The 22973-nt window shown below is 68.5% G+C and carries 20 protein-coding genes; 9 read left to right on the top strand and 11 right to left on the bottom strand.

Annotated features, from left to right (window positions below):
* The first annotated feature begins 82 nt into the window (after nucleotides 1-82).
* From QH195_RS14495 to QH195_RS14485, 3 genes are read left to right on the top strand one after another with little or no spacing between them, the layout of a single operon-like run.
* Complete coding sequence (locus QH195_RS14495; RefSeq protein WP_280435742.1) at nucleotides 83-1672, top strand: N-acyl-D-amino-acid deacylase family protein; 1590 nt, start codon at nucleotides 83-85, stop codon at nucleotides 1670-1672.
* Nucleotides 1673-1694: 22 nt separating this feature from the next.
* Nucleotides 1695-2882 (top strand): YgeY family selenium metabolism-linked hydrolase, encoded by a 1188-nt coding sequence (locus QH195_RS14490; protein ID WP_280435741.1) that lies wholly within the window; start codon nucleotides 1695-1697, stop codon nucleotides 2880-2882.
* An 18-nt stretch (nucleotides 2883-2900) separates the two neighbouring features.
* The gene (locus QH195_RS14485) at nucleotides 2901-4328 is read left to right on the top strand and encodes a sodium:solute symporter family transporter (protein WP_280423931.1); all 1428 of its coding nucleotides are present in this window, start codon (nucleotides 2901-2903) and stop codon (nucleotides 4326-4328) included.
* A gap of 49 nt (nucleotides 4329-4377) precedes the next feature.
* On the opposite strand, the gene QH195_RS14480 is transcribed toward QH195_RS14485, so the two are convergent.
* Entirely contained in the window at nucleotides 4378-5151 is a 774-nt protein-coding gene (locus QH195_RS14480; RefSeq protein WP_280435740.1) for a GntR family transcriptional regulator, read from the bottom strand.
* Nucleotides 5152-5295: 144 nt separating this feature from the next.
* Here QH195_RS14480 and QH195_RS14475 point away from each other — a divergent pair, with 144 nt between their 5' ends.
* From QH195_RS14475 to QH195_RS14465, 3 genes are read left to right on the top strand one after another with little or no spacing between them, the layout of a single operon-like run.
* Complete coding sequence (locus tag QH195_RS14475; RefSeq protein ID WP_280423929.1) at nucleotides 5296-6423, top strand: diaminopropionate ammonia-lyase; 1128 nt, start codon at nucleotides 5296-5298, stop codon at nucleotides 6421-6423.
* 12 nt (nucleotides 6424-6435) lie between these two features.
* A complete protein-coding gene (locus QH195_RS14470) occupies nucleotides 6436-7725 on the top strand; it encodes a hydantoinase/carbamoylase family amidase (RefSeq protein ID WP_280435739.1) in 1290 nt (429 codons plus the stop codon).
* A 41-nt stretch (nucleotides 7726-7766) separates the two neighbouring features.
* Nucleotides 7767-8843 (top strand): Gfo/Idh/MocA family protein, encoded by a 1077-nt coding sequence (locus QH195_RS14465; protein ID WP_280435738.1) that lies wholly within the window; start codon nucleotides 7767-7769, stop codon nucleotides 8841-8843.
* A gap of 15 nt (nucleotides 8844-8858) precedes the next feature.
* Here QH195_RS14465 and QH195_RS14460 read toward each other — a convergent pair whose 3' ends face one another.
* Nucleotides 8859-9305, bottom strand: a complete 447-nt coding sequence (locus QH195_RS14460) for an Lrp/AsnC family transcriptional regulator (RefSeq protein WP_280421417.1) — start codon at nucleotides 9303-9305, stop codon at nucleotides 8859-8861.
* 73 nt (nucleotides 9306-9378) lie between these two features.
* Between QH195_RS14460 and QH195_RS14455 the strand changes: the two genes are divergently transcribed.
* On the top strand, nucleotides 9379-10116 hold the full coding sequence (locus QH195_RS14455; RefSeq protein ID WP_280435737.1) for an AzlC family ABC transporter permease: 738 nt from the start codon (nucleotides 9379-9381) through the stop codon (nucleotides 10114-10116).
* A complete protein-coding gene (locus QH195_RS14450; RefSeq protein ID WP_280435736.1) occupies nucleotides 10109-10432 on the top strand; it encodes a branched-chain amino acid transporter permease in 324 nt (107 codons plus the stop codon). The genes QH195_RS14455 and QH195_RS14450 overlap by 8 nt, the downstream gene beginning before the upstream one ends.
* An 81-nt stretch (nucleotides 10433-10513) precedes the next feature.
* On the opposite strand, the gene QH195_RS14445 is transcribed toward QH195_RS14450, so the two are convergent.
* From QH195_RS14445 to QH195_RS14410, 8 genes are all read right to left on the bottom strand, one after another.
* A complete protein-coding gene (locus tag QH195_RS14445) occupies nucleotides 10514-11977 on the bottom strand; it encodes a DUF4153 domain-containing protein (protein WP_280435735.1) in 1464 nt (487 codons plus the stop codon).
* Between the two features lie 761 nt (nucleotides 11978-12738).
* Complete coding sequence (locus tag QH195_RS14440; protein ID WP_432278400.1) at nucleotides 12739-13686, bottom strand: HAMP domain-containing sensor histidine kinase; 948 nt, start codon at nucleotides 13684-13686, stop codon at nucleotides 12739-12741.
* A 131-nt stretch (nucleotides 13687-13817) separates the two neighbouring features.
* Nucleotides 13818-14516 (bottom strand): response regulator transcription factor, encoded by a 699-nt coding sequence (locus QH195_RS14435; RefSeq protein WP_280435733.1) that lies wholly within the window; start codon nucleotides 14514-14516, stop codon nucleotides 13818-13820.
* Between the two features lie 210 nt (nucleotides 14517-14726).
* The gene (locus QH195_RS14430; RefSeq protein ID WP_280421423.1) at nucleotides 14727-16106 is read right to left on the bottom strand and encodes a tripartite tricarboxylate transporter permease; all 1380 of its coding nucleotides are present in this window, start codon (nucleotides 16104-16106) and stop codon (nucleotides 14727-14729) included.
* Nucleotides 16103-16588 carry a hypothetical protein gene (locus tag QH195_RS14425; protein ID WP_280435732.1) on the bottom strand — a complete coding sequence of 162 codons (486 nt, stop codon included), beginning with the start codon at nucleotides 16586-16588 and terminating at the stop codon, nucleotides 16103-16105. Before QH195_RS14425 ends, QH195_RS14430 begins: the two co-directional genes overlap by 4 nt.
* Nucleotides 16589-16621: 33 nt before the next feature.
* Nucleotides 16622-17584, bottom strand: a complete 963-nt coding sequence (locus QH195_RS14420) for a hydroxymethylglutaryl-CoA lyase (protein WP_280435731.1) — start codon at nucleotides 17582-17584, stop codon at nucleotides 16622-16624.
* A 1-nt stretch (nucleotide 17585) separates the two neighbouring features.
* A complete protein-coding gene (locus tag QH195_RS14415) occupies nucleotides 17586-18860 on the bottom strand; it encodes a hydroxymethylglutaryl-CoA reductase, degradative (protein WP_280435730.1) in 1275 nt (424 codons plus the stop codon).
* 145 nt (nucleotides 18861-19005) lie between these two features.
* Nucleotides 19006-20922 carry a helix-turn-helix domain-containing protein gene (locus tag QH195_RS14410; protein WP_280435729.1) on the bottom strand — a complete coding sequence of 639 codons (1917 nt, stop codon included), beginning with the start codon at nucleotides 20920-20922 and terminating at the stop codon, nucleotides 19006-19008.
* Between the two features lie 98 nt (nucleotides 20923-21020).
* Between QH195_RS14410 and QH195_RS14405 the strand changes: the two genes are divergently transcribed.
* Nucleotides 21021-22409 (top strand): amidase, encoded by a 1389-nt coding sequence (locus QH195_RS14405; protein WP_280435728.1) that lies wholly within the window; start codon nucleotides 21021-21023, stop codon nucleotides 22407-22409.
* Nucleotides 22410-22428: 19 nt separating this feature from the next.
* On the opposite strand, the gene QH195_RS14400 is transcribed toward QH195_RS14405, so the two are convergent.
* On the bottom strand, nucleotides 22429-22887 hold the full coding sequence (locus tag QH195_RS14400; RefSeq protein ID WP_280435727.1) for a nitroreductase/quinone reductase family protein: 459 nt from the start codon (nucleotides 22885-22887) through the stop codon (nucleotides 22429-22431).
* Between the last annotated feature and the right edge of the window lie 86 nt (nucleotides 22888-22973).

Below are 22973 nucleotides of genomic sequence, written 5' to 3'. Positions count from 1 at the left end.
TTTCTTCATTCTCCGGAACTCTTCCCCGGACCCGCCCCTTGTGTTAGAACTCATGTCAGTTGTCATACAAATTGGAGGAACTGTGGAAGCGGCCCTGCTCATCACCGATGCCGAGGTTGTCGACGAAACAGGTGTCCGGACCGCCGATGTAGCGGTCGAAGGTGGACGTATCGTCGCGGTGGGGCCGCGGCTGCCGGTGGAATCCGCCGGCGAGCGCGTCGACGGCACCGGCCGTCTGCTGCTTCCGGGTTTCGTCGACCTGCACGCCCACTCCGCCCTGCGCCCGTTCGACGATCCGCTGCTCACGCCGAAGATCGCGCAAGGTTTCACCACGGATCTGATCTGCCCCGACGGCCTCGGCCCCGCGCCGATCACCGACGCGACCCTGCCGAGCCGGCGCAGCTACCTGCAAGGTCTGGAGCCGAGTACCTCCGCTCCGTGGACGTGGCGGAGCATGGGCGAGTACCTGGACGCGCTACAGCAGGCCGGGCCCGCCGCCAATATGGTGGCCTGCGTTCCGCACAGCGCGGTCCGCGAAGCGGTGATGGGCAATGCCGACCGCCGGCCCGACGCCCGCGAAATGGCGGCGATGAAAGACCTCGTCGAGGAATCGCTGGCGGCGGGCTGCCGGGCGGTTTCGTTCGGCATGATCTACGCACCGGGCCTGTACGCCGATACCGCCGAGCTCATCGGTATCGCCGAAGCCGCCGCCTGTTTCGACGTCCCGCTGGTACCGCATGTCCGCAACGAGGCCGCGGGCGTACTGGATTCGATCGCCGAGTTCGTCCGGGTCTGCGAACACACGGGCGCGCCGCTGCACGTCTCGCACGTGAAGCTCGTCGGCGTCCCCGAACTGCTGTCCGACCTCATCGATCTGCTGAGTTCGGCGCAGGACCGGATCCGGCTCACCTTCGACCAGTACCCCTACGGGGCCGGTAGCACCCTGCTGAGCGCGTTACTGCCGCCGTACGCCTTCGACGGTGGGCCGGCCGCGACGCTCGAACGGGTCCGCGACACCGGGGAACGGGAGCGGATGTGCCGGGATATGCATCGCGGGCTGCCCGGATGGGAGAACCTGTTCGGGGCGTGCGGGCCGGAGAACATCGTGATCACGCAGGCCGGTGCGCCCCGCGAGGCGGCGGTGAGCGCAACGGTTGCGCGGATCGCCGGGGAAACCGGCACCGACCCGGCCGTCGCGGTGCTGGACCTGCTCGCCGATACCGCACTGGACGCGGCCATGATCGACCACTACTCCGCCGAGGAAGTCGTGCGCGAGATCTTCGTCCGCTCGGGCGCGCTGGTCGGTTCCGACGGGGTCTTCAACCCGCATCCGCACCCGCGGCTCTACGGCACCGCACCGAAAGTGCTGGGCCGTTTCGCCCTGCGGGACAAACTGATCACGCTTCCGGAGGCGGTCACCCGACTGGCCGCCGGCCCCGCCCGTCTCCTCGGGCTCGACGATCGGGGCGCGGTAGCCGAAGGCCGGCGCGCGGATCTGATGCTGATCGACCCGCGGCGGTATGTGGACACCGCGACGTATGCCGAGCCACACAGCACTCCGCCGGGCGTCGAGCTGGTCACCGTCGGCGGGGAAGCGGTCTGGCGGTCCGGCGGACACACCGGCCGGCGACCCGGAACCGTCACCGGCGGTACCGGCCAGGGCGGAAACTGAGATGGGCGGCGGGGAAACAAACGTGCGAATCGATCGAGACGGCCTGCGGGACTTCCTGTTACGTCTCGTCGCCGCCCGCAGCCCGGCCACCGCGGAACAACCCACTGTCCGGGTGCTCGCCGACGAACTCACCGCATTCGGCTTCGATGTCACCATCGACGACTGGGGCAATGTGATCGGCATCCTGCGGTTCGGACCGGGGCCGGTGGTGCTGGTGGACTGTCACCTGGACACGGTGGCGGTGACCGACCCGGACCGATGGTCGCACAGTCCGTGGGGCGAGGTGGCCGACGGCGTCGTGTACGGCCGCGGCACCGTCGATATGAAAAGTGCGCTGGCAGCGGTCGTCTACGGCGCGGCGGCGTTGCCGGACGGGTTGCGCGGCACGATCGTCGTCGCGGGAACGGTCTGCGAGGAACTGGTCGAAGGGCCCGCGCTGAGCCGGGTGCTCGAGCAGGTCCGGCCGGACGTGGTCGTGATCGGCGAACCGTCCGCGAACCGGCTGATGCTCGGCCAGCGCGGCCGGGCGGAGGTGAATATCGAGGTGCGCGGGCGGTCGAGTCATTCGGCGTATCCGGAGGCCGGAGTGAATGCCGCCGAGGTGATGGCCGATGTGCTCACCGCCGTCCGCGACCTGGAGTTCCCGCATCATCCGGAACTCGGGCCGGCGATGATCGCCCTGACCATTCTCAAATCCGAACCGTACCCGAATGTCTCGGTGGTTCCCGACCGTTGCGTGGCGACCTACGACCGTCGCACAGTGCTGGGCGAATCGGCGGCCGATGTGCTCGAACCGCTGCGCGAGCTCGCGGGACGGATTGCCGGACGGGCCGGTGCCCGCGTCGATATCGACCTCGCCCGTAGCGAGTTCACCACCTGGACCGGCGTCGAGGCAAGCGCAGAATCCTTTGCGCCCGCCTGGTGGGTACCGGCTACGGAATGGCCTGCTGCGCAGGCTATCCGGGCGCTTGTGGCGGCCGGCCTCGACCCGCGTCCCGGTTACTACCAGTTCTGCACCAACGGGTCGGCCAGTGCGGGCCGGCACGCGATACCCACGCTCGGTTTCGGCCCCGGTGACCCCGGCCGGGCCCACACCACCGACGAATCCATCGACCTCGACGACCTGTACCTGGGCGCGTACGGCTATGCCGTGCTGCTGCAGGCGCTGCTCGCCGCGGAAACCGATAAGCCTGCGCTCGAGCAGCTCTGAACACCGAAGGATCGGCAAATGAACGCGACCGTCATCACCATCATGGTGATCTATCTGGCCGTCATGGTCGGTATCGGCCTGTACGCCCGGACCCGTATCAAAGACGGCACCGATTATCATCTGGCCGGTCGCCGGCTGGGGGTGTTCATGATGGCCGGCACGCTGGCTGCCACGGAGATCGGCGGTGGTAGTTCGGTCGGTGTGGCGAGCAAGGCGTACGGCGATTGGGGTCTGTCGGCCGGATGGTACGTGGTAGCCGCCGGGATCGGCATCCTGCTGGTGTCGTTCGTGGCCCCGGCCATGCGGCGCACCATGGCCGTCACCGTGCCCGAGGTCATCGGCCGGCGCTACGGTGCGGCCGCCCAGACGATGTCGGCGGTACTCGGCAGTGTCGCGCTGGTCGCGCTGACCGCGGTGCAGATCACCGCGACGGCGACCATCGTTTCCACCCTGGGTGGGATCAGCCTGGCCTGGTCGATCGTGTTCACCGGAATCGCCGTCATCTTCTACACCTGGATCGGCGGGATGTGGAGTGTCACGCTCACCGATTTCGTGCAGTTCTTCCTGATCGTCGGCGGATTCGCGGTCGCCGTTCCGTTCGCGCTGCACAATGCGGGTGGCTGGGACAACGTGGTCGCCAACCTGCCCGAGGGCCAGCTCGGCTTCACAAAGATCGGCTGGCCGACCATCATCGGGCTCGTCGTGCTCTACTTCATGACCTTCTCCACCGGTCAGGAGGCGGTGCAGCGGTACTACTCCGCCCGTACCCCCCGCACCGCCGTGCTCGGATCGGTGCTGTGCGGGTTGCTGATGTCGGTCTACGCGTTCATCCCCGCGGTGCTCGGTCTGATCGCGCTGGCCGTCTACCCCGATATTGATCCGAACAACGCACTGGCCACGGTGTCGGTGGGGCTGCTGCCGGGACTCATCGCCGGTCTGCTGCTCAGCGCCGTGGTTTCGGCGACGTTGTCCAGTGCCAGCGGCAATATGCTCGGTTCGTCGACTATCTTCATCAAGGATCTGCTGCCCAAGCTCGGCGGGACGGTCACCGCGGACAACGAGATCAAGTACAGCCGGATCGGCGTACTGGTGGTGGGCGTGCTCGCGACCTTGATCTCGCTGTGGAGCCAGGCCATCATCCCGCTGCTGGTGTTCGCGTTCACCATGCGTTCGGCCGGGCCGTTCTCCGCCTTCCTCTTCGCCCTGATACTGAAGAAGACGAGCCGGCTGGCGGGTGTCGTCTCCATCATCGTCGGTACTGTCTGCGGATTCGGCTGGGAACTGGCCGATGAACCGTTCGCTGTCGCGGCCATCATCTTCGGCAGTGTCTGCGGGCTGGCGTCGTTCCTGGTCATCCATATGATCGACGCGCGCCGCGGCAAGCTGGTCCCCGACGCCTACGGGCCGGAAGCCGACAAGCGGCAGGAGCCGGCCGCGGCACGGTAGGGAATTCGCCCCGCCGCCTGTCCGAACAGGTGACGGGGCGGCCGCGCTGTCAGCTCTCGCGGCGGCGGCGCAGTTGGAAGCGGAACGTCTCGGGCGACAGCCACGCCTCACTGCGGTCGACCACCGCACCCACCGAGTTGCGGGTGAGTTCGCTGAGTTGCAGTAGCGGGCTGCCGTTCTCATATTCCAGCCGATCGCGCAGATCGCCTGTCGCCACCACCGGGGTCAGCGTGCAGTCGGAATACTCGGCGAGTCCATCTGCCAGGAGCAGGTCCAGAACGGAACCGTCGAAGCGGCGCCGGAGCGCCTCCGGCGGAAGTACCGATTCCGGCACATAGTCCACGATCAGCGCGACCTTGCGGCCGTCGACGGTCTTGGTGCGGCTCACCACGGTGATCGGGCCCGGCTCGAAAACGGCGGCGAGTGGATCGTCGTCCCGGTCGATCCTGGTGAATTCCAGGTCGGCCGTGCGAATTTCCTTACCGGACTGTTCGGCGAACGTATCGAAGGACGAGAGACGGTCGATACCCGAGCTGATCGATTCGGGTAGCGGTAGCACGATCGAGCCCGACCCGCGCACGATCCGGATATAGCCCTGGTCTTTGAGGCTTTGCAGCGCGGCGCGGATCGTCACCCGGGAGGCGCCGAACAGCCGGGACAGTTCGCTTTCCGAGGGCAGCCGGTCGCCGGCGGCCAGTTTCCGGGACAGGATGAACTCGTTGAGGATGGCTTCCCGGATCTCCGCGTGCAGCTGGCGCCGGGAACGGATCCGGGAGATGTCGTCGCCGAGGCCCGCCGAATCGGCGGGGGCGCTGGTGGCCATCGCGGGTGCCCTTTCACTGTGCTGCGGTCGGACGTACGTGTGGACGCCTGCGCAGCTTATCAGGGCGATTTGGCTTAAGTCACTTGACAGTTGTCATACAAATTTCTATTCTGAATCGGTCATTCGCAGCCCGGGAGGAACGTGATGCCAGAACCGCGACTCGTGCGGAATCCATTGGTAGCCAAGGACACCGTGCGTCCACTGGTCGACGGGAGCCGGGCTTTCCACCGGTCGATGCCGGACTACCGCCCCACTCCGCTCGCTGCCCTTCCCGCGGCCGCCGCCCGCCTCGGCGTCGGCTCGGTACACGCCAAGGACGAATCCGCCCGGATGGGTATGCCGTCGTTCAAGATCCTCGGCGCTTCCTGGGCTACCTATCGGACGCTGCTCGCATATCTCGGCCATTCCGTCGACAGCGGACTCGGGCTCACCGAGCTGAGAACCGAGCTCGGCGTGCGGGCGCCGGGCCTGCGGCTGGTCTCGGCCACCGACGGTAACCACGGACGTGCCGTCGCCAGGATGGCGGCACTACTCGGGCTCTCGGCCCACATTCTGGTGCCGGAGGATATGGTGCCGGCGCGCATCGACGCCATCGCGGCCGAAGGCGCGCAGGTAGAGGTGGTGCCCGGTGGCTACGACGACGCCATCCGCCGCAGCGCCGAACTCGCCGATACGGATTCGCTCGTCGTCTCCGACACCTCATGGGAGGGATACGTCGACCCGCCGTCCTGGGTGATCGACGGATACTCCACGATGATCGGCGAAATCCTGGACGAGATCGCCGCCGGTGGTGCCCCCCGGCCGACCGTGGTGGTCGCGCAGATCGGGGTGGGTGCCTTCGCCGCCGCGGTCGCACGCGGATTCCGCACCAGCGCGGGCACCCGGCTGCTCGGTGTGGAACCCATCGACGCCGACTGCGTCACCGCCAGTATCGAAGCCGGCGGTATCACCACCATCCCCGGCCCGCAGCGGTCGATCATGGCCGGACTCAACTGCGGTACACCGTCGGTGATCGCCTGGCCGGATGTATCCGGCGGCTACGACGTTTTCGCGACGGTCACCGACTCCGCCGCCGAAGACGCGATGCGGCTGATGTTCGCCGACGGGGTCGTTTCCGGAGAGAGCGGGGCGGCCGGGCTGGCCGGATTGCTCACCCACGCCCGCGAACTGGAATTGGGTCCCGACGATCACGTCCTGATCTTCTCCACCGAAGGCGCCACCGATCTCGCCAACTTCAACCGTGTCACCGGCGCCGTGCCGGCCGGCGCGTGAGTGGAGGAATACATGTCAACCTCCGATATCCGGATCGACGCCGAACGGCTGTGGCGATCACTCGGCGAATTGGGTGAGGTAGGAGCCTATTCCGACGAGGACACCGGTCTGCGCGGAGTGTGCCGCTTGGCCCTCACCGACGCCGAACTGGCCGGGCGGGAACTGGTCACCGGGTGGATGCGTGCGGCGGGGCTCACGGTGACAACCGACCGGATCGGCAATATCTACGCCCGCCGCGACGGTAGCGACAACACCCTTCCGCCGGTGATGGTCGGATCGCATATCGACACCGTCGCCACAGCGGGCCGGTTCGACGGATGTCTCGGTGTCCTCGGCGGACTCGAAGTGGTCCGCACACTGAACGATCACGCCATCGCCACTGAACGCCCGCTCGAGGTGGCCGTGTTCACCGAGGAAGAAGGGGTGCGGTTCGGAACCGATATGCTCGGCAGCGCCGTCGCGGCCGGACGGATCGGCCTGGACGCTGCTCGGCAGCGGTCCGATCCCGATGGGGTGACCGTCGGCGCCGAACTCGACCGCCACCGGCTGGCCGGCGAGGTCGCCACACCGATCCGGGCGCCGTTCGCGTACTTGGAATGTCATATCGAGCAGGGCCCGATCCTGGCCGCGGGAGACACCCGGATCGGAGTCGTGCAGGGCGTTCAGGCGATCACCTGGCTCGAACTCCAGATCACCGGCCGGGCCGCGCACGCGGGCGCCACACCGCATCATCTACGCCGCAATGCCGGACTCGCCGCCGCGCTGATCACGGTGCGGCTCAACGAGATGGTCGAATCCGGCGAGTACGGCGCGATGCTCGCGACGGTCGGGCGGCAGGTCAACTATCCGAACCTGATCAATATCGTGCCCGAGAAATCGCTGATCACGGTCGATCTGCGCAATCCCGACGGCGCGGCCATGGAACGTGCGGAAGCCGACCTCGCGGCCTACCTCGCCGAAGTGGAGAAACTCGCGGGGGTCACGATCACCTCCCGCACCACCGCCAAGACCCCGCCGGTGGTGTTCGCGGAACAGATGCGGGATCTGGTCGAAAAGCATGCCGCGAATCTCGGGATGAGCAGCGCCCCCATCACCTCCGGCGCCGGTCACGATGCGGGCGAGATCGCCGCATTGTGTCCGGCCGGCATGATCTTCGTTCCGGGCCTGTACGACGGGATCAGCCACAACCCGCGGGAATACTCCACTCCGGAAGCCTGCGCGGACGGTATCGATGTGCTGCTGCATGCCGTGCTGGAACTGGCCGGAGCCGTCTCGGACCGAGCGGCACCAACACATCCGTAATTCGGTTGACCGCGACCTTCCGGGCGACCGAAGATGCGGCCATGCGTGTGGGTGTCGTGGGTTTGGGGATGGGTTTGTATCTGGCCACCTGGTGTCGCCGGCTCGGTATGGAAGTGGTGGCCGTCTGTGATCGCGATCCCGGCCGGCGCGCCGAAGCGCGGGAGCTGCTGCCGGGCGCGGCGTCGGTCGACGAGTGGCCGGCTCTGCTGGACCAACGGCTCGATGCGGTGGTGCTGGCCAACGATTTCGACGAGCACACGCCCCTGTCCGTCGCATTTCTCGACGCGGGCGTGCACGTGCTCTCCGAATCCGCGGCCTGTGTGGACGAACAGCAGGCGCGGGCACTGCTCGCGGCCGAGCGGCGCTCGGCCGCCACCTACTCGTTCGCCGAGAACTATGTGTTCCACCCGCATGTCCAGCTCGTGCGCACCATCGTGGAAGCGGGAGAAATCGGGCGGGTCACCCTGATCGAAGCGGACTACCTGCACGGGATGGCGCCGGACGCGGTCGCGGGGTTGATCGGCGATCCGGCGCATTGGCGTGGCCGGATCGAACCGACAGCGTATTGCACCCACACCCTCTCGCCGGTGCTCGCGCTCACCGGCGCGATGCCCACCGAGGTGGCGGCCTTCCCGGTCGACGCCGCCGATCCGCGCACCGCAGTGGTCATGGTGGTGCGTCTCGACGACGGTGGGCTGGCGATCACCCGGCACGGTTTCCTGCAGGGCGAACCGGACAGCCATTGGAGCTGGTTCTCGGCACGTGGCACCGAGGGACTCGCCGAGTCGGTGCGGGCGACCGGCGAGCGCGCGTGGTCGGTTCGGGTGCGCAAGGAATCGTGGACCGATCCCGGCGGGAACGTACGCGACGAAGAACGCGAACCCGCACCGCTCTTCCTTCCCGACGGGACGCGTGTGGAGCCGAAGGCGGAAGGCACGGTCCGGATCCTCGAAGGGTTGCGCGCATGCGTCGAGGACGGCCGCCCGCCTCTGGTCCCGGCGTTGCCCGCGGTCGCCGCGTCGCTGGTCGGGGTGGCCGGTGCCCGCTCGCTGCGCGAGAACTCGCGGCCGATACCGCTACCGGATTTCGTTGTCCGGGGCGCGTACCCGGTCTCGTGACCACGCCTGCCGGGATCAGCCGTCGGTCTTGATCTTCTTCATGATCAGGTGGGAGTCGACTCGGGCCACGGCCCGCAGCCCCATCAGTTTGCCGGTCAGGAAATTCTCGAAGACTTCCCGATCGGTGACGGCGACCCGGACGAAGTAGTCGGGCCGGCCGAACAGGCGGTGGAACTCCACCACCTCCTCGTAGGAGGCGATGGCGGTCTCGAATTCCTCCACTGTCTGCAGATCGTTGATGCTGATCTCCACCGCGACGACCACCTCGAACCCGCGACCCTGCGCCGCCGGGTCGATCTGTGCCCGGTAGCCGCTGATCACTCCGGCCTGCTCGAGCCGTTTCACCCGGCGCAGGCACGGGGGTGGTGTCAGCCCCACTCTTCTGGCCAGCTCGACGTTCGTGAGACGGCCGTCCTGGCGGAGGTGAAACAAAATATCTCTATCCACCGAATCGAGATGCATATATGTCTCACAGTGCTCATATGTGGTCAGAACAGGAAACCATATTACGCCTCTCGGCACATAAAATGACCTGGTGAGCAGCACTTCGACACCGACGGCAGCATCCGGCTCCCCGGCTCCGGTCGCACAGCGATCGGATCTGCGGGCGGCGCTCGTGGACACCAGTTCGGTCGGTCTCGCGCTGTTTCCCCTCGGGCTCGCGCTCGGGGTACTGGTGGTGCACAGCCAGCTGGCCTGGTGGTGGGCACCGGTATTCGCCGGGGTCGTCTACGCCGGATCGCTCGAATTCCTGCTGATCGGCCTGGTCACCGCCGCCACGCCGCTGGCGCAGGTGGCGCTGGCCGCGTTCCTGGTCAATTTCCGCCACGTCTTCTACGCACTGTCGTTCCCGCTGCACCGGATCCGGGGCCGGTGGGGCAAAGGGTATGCGACCTTCGCACTGACCGACGAGGCCTACGCACTCACCACCGGCCCGGCCGCCCAGCGGTGGACCGGCCGCCGCATCCTGTGGCTGCAAGTTCTGTGCCAGGCCTATTGGGTGGCCGGGGCGACCGTCGGCGCCGCGGGTGCGGCGCTGGTGCCGGTGCAGCTGGAGGGTCTCGATTTCGCCTTGACCGCCCTGTTCGTTGTGCTCGCCGTGGACGGCTTCCGCGCCGACCGGGATATTCCGGTCCCGGTGCTCGCCCTGCTCTGCGCGCTGATTGCCCGTGTTCTGCTGCCGGGGCAGATGTTGCCCGTCGCGTTGGGCCTGTTCCTGGCGGCCCTGCTCCTGCGCCGGGCATTCACCGAGAAGGAGACCGCCGATGCCTGATACGGGCTATCTGATCGCCGCCACGGCACTGTGCTCGTTGATCACCTGGTCGCTGCGGGCGCTGCCGTTCGCGGTACTGGCCCCGCTGCGCGCCAGCCGTATCGTCGACTATCTGGGCCGCCATATGCCCGTCGGCGTCATGGTCATCCTCGCTGCCTACACCCTGCGCGATATCGCCCCCGCGCAACTGTGGATCACCGGGCCCGCCCTCGTCGTCACCCTCGCCCTGCACCTGTGGCGCCACAATGCCGTCCTCAGCATCCTGACGGGCACCGCGGTCCACGTAGCACTGACCACGGTTCTGGCCCACGCCTGAGGAATCCTCGCGCGCGGATCTCGCCGAAGTCCCGCCGGACCGGTCGGCACCGTTACAGCGCGCGACGGGCCCCTGGACGGCTCAGCGTGCCCGGGCGCGGGACAGATTCCAGCTGTTCCAGGTGTCGTCGTCGAGCTGGTGGTCGAGCCGGTCGAGCAGGTCGTTGCGGATCGGGGCGGGCAGGCGGTCGAGGGCGGGGACGATATCGACCGACAGGCCGGCCAGGTAGTCGACGTCGAGTTTCTCGCCGCGTTCCCAGCGGTCGATGTTCTCGGCGGCGACCAGGCCCTCGGGATTCAGCGCGGCCAGAGCCAGCAGTGCGGCCGTCCCCGTCGCGATCGCACTGCGGGGCAGCCACGCCGTTTCCAGGCGCAGGACGGCGATGATCACCAGCACGTATCCGATGCCGAGCCAGATCTCGCAGGTGCCCACCAGCAACCGCAACACGGTGAATCCGTACGCCTGCTGGTAGGTCCACATACGTCCGAGCGCGGAGGCGATCATCACCAGCGTCAGCCCGCTGATCGCGCACAACAGTCCGCGCAACCACAGCCGGTCCACGGCGGTGTCCCGGGTGGCCCGGTGCAGGACGGGCAGGATGACGGCGAGCGTGAGCACGGTGACCGCGGAGAGCTGCCAGAAACCGCCCCGGGCGTACTCGGCGTAGGTCAGGCCGGCGGTGCGCTGCACGTAGTCGTCGCCACCGAACAGGGCCACCAGTTGTGCGCCGAGGAACAGCGCGAAAACGGCTGTCAGCGCGCCCACCGGCAGGCCCCACTCCAGCCGGGCCAGCGTCCGATTAGCGACCTGCTGCTGTCCGTCGGCCGGGAGCGGGGGACCGGCGAGCAGGTACAGGGCGCCCAGCGTTCCGATACCCGCCGCTACGAACACCACGATCCAGCGGGTCAGGGTGTCGCCGTCCATCCGCGGGATCAGGCCGTCGATCAACGCTGCGAACGTGGCGTCGGCGCCGGCCAGCAGCGGTACGAACACCGCCAGCAACGCCACCGTGACGGCGGCGGATACGCCGAGCCGGCGATTACGTGTCCCGGCACCGCCGCGCCGCTTACCCAGCGCGGTGTACACCCAGGCGACGGCCCCTGCCGATGCCAGCGGAACGGCCAGCGCATCCCGGAATATCCCGCGTTCCGAACGTCGGCCCACCACCGCCAGCGACCCCGCCACGGCGGCTGCCGCCACGCATAGCACGAACAACCAGCCCGCGGCCCGGAAAGTGCCGACCGCCGGCAATGCCAGTGCCGCGATCGCCCACCACAGGCGTTCCCGGCTCCGGGACTGTCCCTGCTCCGGTCCCGCGCCACGACGTGCCCGGTGATGGACGATACCGACCGCGGCCGCCGCCGCGGAACCCGCGAGCAACCAGCCGATTCCGGGCCGGTCGAGCGGAACGGTGGCCGCCGCGACCAGACCCGCCGCCCCTGCCGCGGGCAGGACACCCGCCGGGTAGGCGACCAGGTTCCGGCGAGGTACGGCGGCAGGCGGTCTCGGGTACTCCGGTGCACTCGGTGCGCTGGGCGGTTGCACTGGGGCCCGGCTCCCGGGGCCCCAGAGCACGGCGTCGGAGGTCGAATCCGCGTCGGGTTCCGTGCCGGAGGCAGACCCCGCGAATCGGGCGGCCGCGACCGGCGAACCATATGCGGACGCGTCCGGATCACCCGCTCCGGACGCAGGCGCGCGGGTCCCGGCCGAGTCCGTGGTATCGGCTGGTTCGGTCGCGGTGCCGGTCGGTTCGGTAGTCCCGGCCGATACGAGCGTGCCGGCAGGATGTGCCGAAGTCGTCGAATCCACCGCCGCCGCCGACCCGGGCGATTGCAACGGCCCGGTCCCGGACGCCACGGTCGGTGTCGCCGGGTCGGTTGGTCCTGCCGTGTCGGCCGACTGCGGCGAGTCGGTTCTTGCGGACGGCTTGGTGGGTGTCGCCTGATCGGCCGTTTCTATCCAGTCGGCTGGTCGCACCTGACCGGTACCTGCTGGGCGCGCGGTCGGTGTTGCCGGGTCGGTCGTACCCGGCGGCCCGGCCGATTTCGCCTGGTCGCCTGGTTCGGCAGAAGCTGCCGATTCGACGCTGACGGTCGATCCTTCGGTTTCCGTTGTCCCCGTCGGCTTCGCCGAGTTCTCGATCGCCGAAGAGCGTTCGGGCTCGGGCGATTCCGCCGATTCCACCGGCGCCGGTCGTTCCGGGTTGTCACCGTTCGGTGTGGATCGTCTGGGCATGGGGGTCCCTCCTGAAGATGTGCGTTATCGACCCGGAGCCGATCGGCGGCCGGGCTGTGTGGATGGAGAAGTCAGTGGTCGGGTGGCTCGGTGGCGGGGAGGATCACGCGGATCCGGGAGCCGGGGTCGGTGACGGCGATGGAGCCGCGGTGCAGATCGATCACCCAGCGCGCGATGGCGAGTCCGAGACCGGTGCCGCCGCCGTCGGTGCGGCCGCCGCGGGTGAAACGGTCGAATATGCGCTCGCGCTGGGCGGGGGGTATGCCGGGACCGTCGTCTTCCACATCGATGACGAGGTCGCCGCCCACGGTGTGGGCGCGGACCCGGACCTCACCGCCGGTCGGGCCGTGGCGGGCGGCGTTGTCCAGGAGGTTCAGCAATACCTGGTGGAGGCGGGCACGGTCGGCGTATACGGTCGCGGTGTCCGGTTCGACCCCGCTGCGGAAGCGGATACCGCGGCCCGATGCCGCCGTCATGACCTCGACCTCGGCCACCACCTCCGCGAAAAGCGGTGCGATGGCGAATACGCCGCGGTCGAGCGGGACGGCGCCCGCCTCGATACTCGAGATGTCGAGCAGTTCGGAGACGAGCCGGCCGAGCCGCTCGGTCTGCGCGAGCGCCGTTTCGAGGGTTTTCGGATCGGGCTGCGATACCCCGTCCACCAGGTTCTCCAGGACGGCGCCCAGTGCGGTGATCGGGGTGCGCAATTCGTGCGAGACATTGGCGATCAGATCGCGGCGCTGCTGGTCGGCTGCGGCCAGATCGTCCGCCATCCGGTTGAACGCCTCGGCCAGCTGACCCACTTCGTCCCGGGAGGAAGCACGGACCCGGCTCGAGTAGTCACCGCGCGCCATTCGCTGCGCGGCGGCGGTCATCTCGCGCAGCGGCGTGGTGATGCCGTGCGCCAGGAACTGGGAGGACACCAGCGCGATCACCATCGCGGCCAGGGTGGTCATCGGCGGCAGCCAGCCGATCTGCAGGCGGAAATAGCCGAAGGCGAGTCCGCCCGCGAAGGTCATCAGGACGGCCAGTTTGAGTTTGATGGAACGGATCCGGTCCAGTGGCCGGGGCAGCACCGCCGCCACCCGGTCGGATACCCGCCGCAACCCACCCGGGAACCGGCCCCGGTCGCCGGTGACCGTATGCCCGCTCATCTGGTCTCCAGGGCGTAGCCGACACCGTGGACCGTCCGGATCAGGTCGGCGCCGAGTTTGCGGCGCAATGCCTTGATATGGCTGTCGACCGCCCGGGTACCCGCGGCATCGGCCCAGTCCCACACCTCCTCCAGGAGCCGTTCGCGGGCCAGCACCGCGCGGGGACGCTGCGCCAGCCTCGCCAGCAGGTCGAATTCCAGCGGTGTCAGCTGTGCTTCGACCCCGCCGCGCCAGACCCGCCGCTGGTCGGCGTCGATCCGCAGATCACCGACCACGGTGATCGTGCCGGGCAGTGCGGCGCGATCCACCCGGCGCAACAACGCGTGCACCCGCGCGGTGAGCACCCGCAGGGAGAACGGTTTGGTGAGGTAGTCGTCGGCGCCGACGCCGAGACCGATGAGCTGATCGGTTTCCTCGGTTCGCGCGGTGAGCATCAGTACCGGGACAGAGCGTTCGGCCTGGATCCGCCGGCACACCTCCAGGCCGTCGAAACCGGGCAGCATGACGTCGAGAACGACGAGATCGGGCTCGAACGTGCGCGCGGCGGCCACCGCCGCGGGTCCGTCGTGGGCCAGCTCCACCGTGAACTCCTCGGCCCGCAACCGCGCCGCCACGGATTCCGCGATGGTGAGTTCGTCGTCCACCACCAGGATCCGCCGCGCCGTCGCTCCCCCTACCGGTGCCTTCTGTTCCATGATCGGGGAGCCTAGCCACCCGTTGTGGAGAGACCAGGCGTCAATTGTGGAGATTCTGTGTGCCCGGCAGAGGGGTCGCCGGTGCCGTCTTCGGTGCCGGTGCCGAAACTTGTGTCCACCAACCGCTCCGACCGAAACGGGTGCCGACACACCACACGGCGGGCACCGCCCCGGGTGGAGCGGTACCCGCCGTTCGGTACTGCCGGTGTCTCAGAGCGCGAGCACCGCGGGGATGGTCAAGACGGCCACGTAGTAGCCCATGAACAACACCCCGGCGTGGATCTTGAAGAACCGGCAGAGCAGCCCGCCGACCAGGCCGACCGTGAGTGTCACGGCGAGGCCGAGGACCCCGCCCTCCCAGACGCTGATCACCACGACCAGCCCGGCGAACGCGGCGATGATGGCTTCGTGGCTCACGTAGCGCACGACGATACTGGCGGCCCGGTGGGCGAAGTTCATCGCGAACGGGTAGGCGATGAGGACCGCCACCGCGACGGCGGCGAGTCCGTAGAAAAGGAATTCGGTATTGGTGAGCGCGGTGGACAGATTGTCGATATTGCCGTTGCCGTCGTCGGTGGTGAAAACCGGTGGGGCGTTGAACAACGGCGCGGCGGGCCCGGCGGCGACGGGGCTCAACGGTAACCCGAACGCGATGAGCGGGATGAGCGCTTCGGCGATATAGGTCGATTCGGTGGTGCCGTTGCGCGCGGCGATCACCGAGGTGAGCCGGCGGTAGCCGTGTTTGACCCGGCTCGCTACCACTTCGCCCATCAGTACCGTCATGGCGACGGGACTGAACACGAAGGTGGCACTGGAGACCGTGGCGGTGGCCGCGACATAGCCGGTCTGCCCGCGGTCGAGGATCCGGAACGGATTGGGGAAGTAGCCCTTCCAGGTCTTGACATCGGGGGCGAGCCATACCGTCGCCGGTTCCTTACGCGCCATTTCGGCACGTCCCTGCGGGCCCAGGGACAAGAACAGGTCGGCGATCAGTGGTCCGACGGCGATACCGAGGAAATAGCTGATGTTGAGTGCGACATCGTAGGACTCCGTGAGCTGTTTGAGCCCCAGGATCAGGACGACGAACGGTACGAGCGCGACCACACCCGCCCATTTTCCGGGCGAGGCATAGGCGATACCGATCGCGGCCAGCAGGAACAGCCACGGCGCGGCGGACTGGACGTGGTCGGCGATCGGGGCCAGCAGCGTGGCGAACAGGACGGCGGCCGGGACGGCGATCACAGCGGCGATCACGGCCGCGGAGATCGCTTTACGCAAGGCGATATGGGGTACGCCCAGCGCACGCAGCATCCGGGCTTCGCGCATGAGCGGGACGGCCATCGTGTCCCCGGGTATGCCGAGCAGGGTGGTCGGCGCCGCATGCGTCATATGTTTGGCCACGGCTCCGGAGAGGAAGAACGTGAACACGGCCGCCGGTGGCGCGCCCAGCAGGATGACCAGCAGGGTCAGCGGGGCGATGGTCGCGGTTTCGTCGGTACCCGACACCATGCCGATCAGCGAGAAGACGATCGCGCCGATCACGGCGAGCATGACGGCCAGCGCGATATCGCTGGTGAGGATCGCACTCATGACGCGGCCTGGGTGTTCTCGCGTTCGGCCGCGGCGAACCGCGGGCGCAGCCCGAGATCGTCGAGTTCACGCCGCGTGTGGTCGGGCAGATCGTCCAGCGACCCCAGGCCCTGCCGTTCTTCCCGCAACGTGGCGATGACCTCACCGACGGCCGCGTCCTCGGACGCGTCGGTGACCACGATCCGTTTCGGCCGGAACAACCGCCCGCAGATCACCCCGGCCACCACACATCCGGCGATACCCACCAGCAGGGCGTAGGCATCGGCCAGCGATTCGTTCGTGACGAACGAGGAGAACGCCCAGTCGGACAGCAGCAGCGCGGCCAGGCTCAGGCCGACGCCGATGACCACGGAGACGGCCAGATGGCGACCGACGACGGTGTCACCCCACACCTCCAGGTACTGCGGGTGTTCGCCGGCCGGTGCGGTGGCGGTTGGGTCGGCCGGTGCCGCCGGCACTGGCGGCGCGGGTTCGGTGGGCATGGGTACTCCGTCGGCGTCGAGGGGTCGGGCGGGTCAGGAAGTCGAGGCGGCGAGTGCGGTGACCACTCGCGAAGGGCTGGGGCGGCCGAGGACGGTGGACATCCACCGGGAGACCGCGGCCAGCGCGTCCAGGTCGATACCGGTGGCGATACCGAGTCCGTGCAGCATCCACACCAGGTCCTCGGTCGCGAGGTTCCCGGTGGCTCCGGCGGCATACGGGCAGCGGCCCAGGCCGCCGGCCGCACTGTCGAATTCGGTGACGCCGGCGGTCAGGGCGGCGTAGACGTTCGCGAGTGCCTGGCCGTAGGTGTCGTGGAAATGCATCGCCAGGGTCTCGGGCTGGATATCCCGCGCGAACAGGGCCTCCAGGAGGTCGTGGACGTGTCCGGGAGCGGCGACACCGATGGTGTCGCCCAGCGAGATCGAGGCCACTCCCATGTCGAAGAGGCGTTCGGCGATATCGGCGACGGCCCCGGTCCCGACGGCGCCCTCCCACGGATCTCCGAAGCACATCGAGATGTACGCGCGAGTGGCGAGCCCGCAGGCGGCGGCGCCGGCCACGACGGGACGTGCGGATTCGAGCGCGCCGCCGATCGTGGTGTTCAGGTTCTTCGCCGCGAATGTTTCGGTCGCGCTGACGAATACGGCGAGTTCCGTGGCACCGGCGGCCAGCGCCCGATCGAGCCCGCGGCGGTTGGGAGCCAGGACCACCTGGCGGATATCGCCGGGCAGATCGAGGCCGGCCAGCAGCTCTTCGGCATCCGACAACTGCGGAATCCAGCGCGGCGAAACGAAACTCGTGAGCTCGACGGCCGAAACGCCCGCGGCGACGAGCCGCCGGCAGAATTCGGCCTTGGCCGCCGTCGGTACCACGGTGGCCTCGGCTTGGAGACCGTCGCGGGGGCCGACTTCGTAGACCCGGACCGCGGCCGGTAGACCCGGCCTCGAGTGCACGTGTGGCGCCGGCCGCCGAACGGTTGTGGGATCCGTGCTCATCTCAGCTCCGGCTCCGCAGGTCCGCGAGGACCTTTTCGGCGTGCTCGACGCGGATGTTCTTGTCCTGGATCAGTTGCGCGACGACGACGTCGAGCTCCGCGGCGTCCGCGCCGGCGGTCACGGCGACGGTGCGGGCGTGCAGGCTCATATGCCCGCGCTGGATCCCTTCGGCGGCCAGGGCACGGCAGGCGGCGAGGTTCTGGGCCAGCCCCACCGCGACCACGACCTCGGCGAGCTCGGTAGCCGTCGTCACTCCGAGAATCTCGACCGCTGCCTGCGCCACCGGATGCGCCTTGGTGGCGCCGCCCACCAGACCGACCGCCATCGGCACTTCGAGGGCTCCCGACAGATGCCCGTCGGCGGTCTTCTCGAAATTCGACAGCGCCGTGTACCGGCCGTCGGGGCCGACGGCGTGCGAGTGACAGCCCGCCTCTACGGCGCGGGTGTCGTTGCCGCAGGCGAGCACCGCGGCGGTGATGCCGTTCATGATGCCCTTGTTGTGGGTGGCGGCCCGGTACGGGTCGGCTTCGGCGAGTGCCGAGGCGTGCACGATATCGTCGACGACCTGCTCTCCGCCCAGCAGTTCGCGGTCGAACACGGCGCGTGCCCGCACAATCCGCCGGTCGGCCATATTGGTGAGAATGCGGAGCAGGGGGCGGCCCCCGGCGATCTCCGCGAGCCGGGGTGCGATGGCTTCGGCCATGGTGTTGACCGCGTTGGCGCCCATCGCATCGCGCACATCCACCACCAGATGCGCCACGACATGGGTCCCGGTCCGGGTCGGGACCAGGCGCACGTCGAGATCCCGGGCGCCGCCGCCGAACCGGACCAGGGTCGGATCCTGCTCGTTGGCGAGGTCCACGACGGCCGAACGGTGTTCCAGGATGCGGAGCCGCGCGGCTTCGGGGTCGGGTAGGTCCAGCAATTGGATCTGCGCCTGCATCACCGGCCCGGTGCCCGAGGTGAAGAATCCGCCCCGGTCGCGGGCCATCCGCGCGGCATTGCTCGCCGCCGCGACGACCGACGGCTCCTCCGTCGCCATGGGGACCAGGTAGTCCCGGCCGTTGATCCGGAAGTTGGTGGCGATACCGACCGGGATACCCAGCACCCCGATCACGTTCTCGATCATGTGATCGGCATGTTCGGTATCCAGGCCGTGCGCGGGGTCGAGGACGTTCAGGTCCGCGACAGCAACCCCGGTCCGTTCGGAAACCACCGAGCGGCGCTGCTCGACGGACAAGTCCTTGAAGCCGGGAATTCTGCTGTTGACGGTCACTGCGCCCTCCATATCGCGGGAACGCGGTATCCGCGTCCCCGGGGAAAATCTGCCGGGTCCGACGCTACGACCGCGATGTAACCGGCGACATGTGGCGAGAGCACATGAAATCGCTGAATCGGTGGGTTCATCCCACACTCCGCGGTCATTGCCTGGATACCGACCGCAACTCGTCCAAGCGGGTGGCGAGCGAGATGCGGAACAGGTTCTCGTCCTGCCGCCAATCCGCGCCGAGCAGGGCTTTGAGGCGGTCGAGACGCTGCAGGATGGTGTTGGTGTGATAGTTCAGCGCCCGAGCCGTCTTCGTCGGGCTCGCCTCGTGCCGCACGAACGTGCGCAATGTGGTGAGCAGATCGGTGCCGTGCCGGGCGTCGTAGTCGACGACCGGGCCGATGGTGAGGTCGAGGAAGGATTGCAGGGCCTCCGGGTTGGCGCCGAACAGGACCGTATACGGGGTGTAGGCCTCGGTGGCGACGGCGCGGTCGCCGATACCCAGACCCGCCAGCAGGCGCACGGTCTGTCGCGCGGTACGGAAAAGGCGCGGGAGATCGTCCGGAGCGGCGGCCCGCGGTGCGGTCACGACGAGAACCGGGGCGCCGAGCGCGCCGACGAGATGGGTGCGGAGATCGGCGGCGAAGGACATCGGATCGACGGCCGATCCGATCACCACGACGGTGGCCGCGTGCTCGCCCACCAGCCCGCCCTCGCCCAGAAATCCCGCCGTGGCGCGTTCGGCGCGGGCCCGCCGGTCCGGCGGTACCTCGACGATGTGCAGCGTTTTCAGGTCCGACAACGTCAGGCGGTGCCTGCGCATCCGCTGATCCAGATCGCCTCGCCTTTCCGGCGACGAATCCAGTAGGTCGGCGATGAGTTCGCCGCGTTCACGGCGGTATGCGTCGGTGACCGCCCGCTGTTGCAGGGCGAGCAGCGCCGCGACCTGGGCCGCCCGCTCGATCGTGCGCCGCTCCACCGGACCGAGTTCCACACTGCCGGGGGTGAGCAGTAGCGCGCCGAAATACAGTTCACCGGCGGTGACGGCGGCAACTGCCTCGACTGCTCTGTTGTTCTCGACCGACCGGCAGTGCCCGCTCGACCGGCTCAGGGAGATGGCGGCTCGCACGCCCGGCGACAGACTGACCGCGACGTGCTCCTTGTCCGCGGCCGCCGAGGTGGCGATCGGGAAGGATTCGGCGTCGATGATCGTCACCCGACGGTCCAGCGCCGCCGCCAAGGTGCGTGCGACCTGTGTGAAGCCGCCACCGGACAGTACGGCGTGGACAAGCTCCTGGTGGACCGCGCTCGACCGGTCCCGGGCTGCCAGGTGCGCGGTCAGCTTCTCCAGGGCACCGCGGGTGCGGTCCTGCGATTCCCGGAGCTGCGCGAGGATATTCGCGGTCTGCAGTACCACCGAGGCATGGTCGGCCAGCGCCGAGAGCAGCGCGATCTCTTCGGGAGTGAACCGGTGCTCCTGCCGGGTCGCGGCGAAGAGGACGCCGAGCACGGTGCCGTCGGAGAGCATCGGCACACCGAGGATCGAGATGATCCCTTCGGCGAAGACCGCATCGTCGATGGTGTGCTCATGGGTGCCCTCGACGTACTCGCTGTAGCGGGGGACCCACTGCGCCGACCGGGTATCGGCGATCCGGCTCGCCAGGCCCGTACCGGCCGGGACGTGCAGATCCTGGAACTGCGGGGTCACCGCCCCCATTGTCTTGCGGACGTGCAGGTCCCGGGTGGTGGGATCGAACTCCGACAGGTAGGTCACATCGGTGCCCATCATCTCGTGCGCGCGCGCCACCAGCCTGGCCAGCAGCGCATCGATATCGCGCACTTCGGCCAGATCGCGGGCACTGGAGAACAACGCGGTGAGCTCCTGTTCGCGCCGGCGCAGGCGCGCGACCTCGGCGCGGTCGCGGCGCGCCCGGTCCACGATCGCACCGACCGTCCCGGCATCCAGGCTCAGCTCGGTCAGCGAGCCCGCCAACGCGGTGACATCGGGTTCACCGTGGGTGACGGTGCGAAGCACCTCGTGAACGAGACGCGCGACGTCACTGCTGTCCATGGGTACATGATTGTGTGCCGCCGCCGCGGTGGATGACTCACCCGCCGTTCTGGCAGGATTACGGCACCGGTGGAACCTCTGCAGGAGAGCGATGCACAGTGCGTGACCTACTGCGCTCCGGTGTGGCCGGGCAGGCCGCGGCACTGCGCGACGGCCGAGTCGGTGCAGTGGAGCTCACCGAGGCGGTGCTCGCCGCCGTCGCCGAGCTGAACCCGCGAGTGAACTCATTCTCCGAGGTCCTCGCCGAATCCGCGCTGCGGGAGGCGGCGGGACTGGACAATTGCCCTGCCGGATCGCGCGGTGCGCTGCACGGAGTTCCGGTGGCGATCAAGCAGGAGAACGATATCGCCGGCTCGGTGACCACATTCGGTGGTCGCGCGAACCACACCCCCGCCGCGGCGGACAGCGAAATTGTGCGGCGGCTGCGCCGGGCCGGTGCGGTGATCATCGGCAAGACGACAATGCCCGAATTCGGTCTGTGGCCGTTCACCGAATCCGAGGCCACCGGGCGGACCGACAATCCATGGAATCCCCGGCATACTGCCGGTGGTTCCAGCGGTGGCTCGGCGGCCGCTGTCGCCACCGGTATGGTGGCGGCCGCCATCGGCGGAGACGGCGGTGGGTCGATCCGGATTCCCGCTTCGTGTTGCGGCCTGTTCGGTCTGAAGCCGTCGCGGGGGCGGGTCAGCACGGCGCCGCATCCGGATCTCTGGCATTCGCTCGGGGTGCTGGGCCCGCTCACCCGGTCGGTGCTCGACAGCGCCATGGTCCACGATGTGATAGCCGGGTCGGCGCCCGGCGATCGCTACGGTGCACCCGCATCGCCGGTCTCCCTGGTCGAGGCGGTACGAACGTTCCCGGGCCGATTGCGGATCGGATGGTGCACCACGCCTCCGGCACGCGGGACGCAATGTGATCCCGAGGTGGTGGCGGCGACTGCCGCCATGGCCGCGACACTGACCGATCTCGGCCATGAGGTGCGTCCGGTGCAACCGGATTACCCCGATATCCGGTTCAGTTTTCTCACCCAGGTACTCGGCGGGGTCCGCGACGAGGCAGCGCGCGTAGAAGAACGCAGCAGGCTCGAGGCACGCACCCGCACCGTCCTGCGTTTGGGCGCATGGGCCCGCCCCGCAGTGATCCGGCAGGCCATTGCCGCGGGCGCCCGGGCCGCGGCGCGCGTGAACACCGTCTTCGACGAAGTGGATGTGCTGCTCACCCCGACGCTTCCGGTGGTGCCGCCGCCGGTCCCCGCCCTGCCGCGCGGCGCGATCAACGGGTTGATCGCCGCGTTGCCGATGACCTCCTATACGGCGATGTGGAATGTATGCGGCAATCCCGCGGCGTCGCTTCCGGTCGGTTTCGCGCGATCCGGCTTGCCGATCGGTGTTCAGTTGGTCGGCCGGCTCCACGACGACCCGACGCTCATGGCGTTGGCCGCGCAGGTCGAACAGGCGCGGGGCTGGACCGACCACTGGCCCCCATGATCGGGCGATGATCGCCCGGCTATCCGGTCAGCCCGGAGACGCGTTCAACCACTACGAGCGGGATTTCTCGTTCGGTCTGCTGCTGGTGGGCGGCCATATGCGGAAACCGGTCCGCCAGCGCTGCGAACAGCCGGTCGCGTTCGGCCCCGGCGGCGGTATGCGCGGTGCCGGTGAACAGGTCGATCCCCGCGGAGGTCGGGCGTTCCACGATGACCTGCGGATTGGCGGCCAGATTCCGGTACCATGCCGGATGCTCGGCCGCGGCCATATTGGACGCCCACAATACGATTCGGTCGTCACTGTCGGTCAGATAGGCCAGCGGCACGATATGCTGCCGCCCGCTGCGCCTGCCGACTGTGGTCAGTAGGACGAGGTCGGCCCCCTTCAGCATTCCGTCCATTGTGATTTCACCGTCGTGGGCGCGGAAATCCTCCACCACGGACCGATTGAACGCTGGCATATCACTCGGCAACGACATCTGCCGGATACTAGTCCGCGCCGGTGGCGGACCGGTGGCTGCCCGATTGCGCGGCGGGGCCGAGATGGCCCGGCCGAATCGGTGGC

The sequence above is a fragment of the Nocardia carnea genome (genome assembly GCF_029868855.1).
Classification (GTDB): domain Bacteria; phylum Actinomycetota; class Actinomycetes; order Mycobacteriales; family Mycobacteriaceae; genus Nocardia; species Nocardia carnea_A.
Note: the sequence above shows the minus strand (reverse complement) of the source record. Positions and strands in the feature narration are given on the sequence as shown.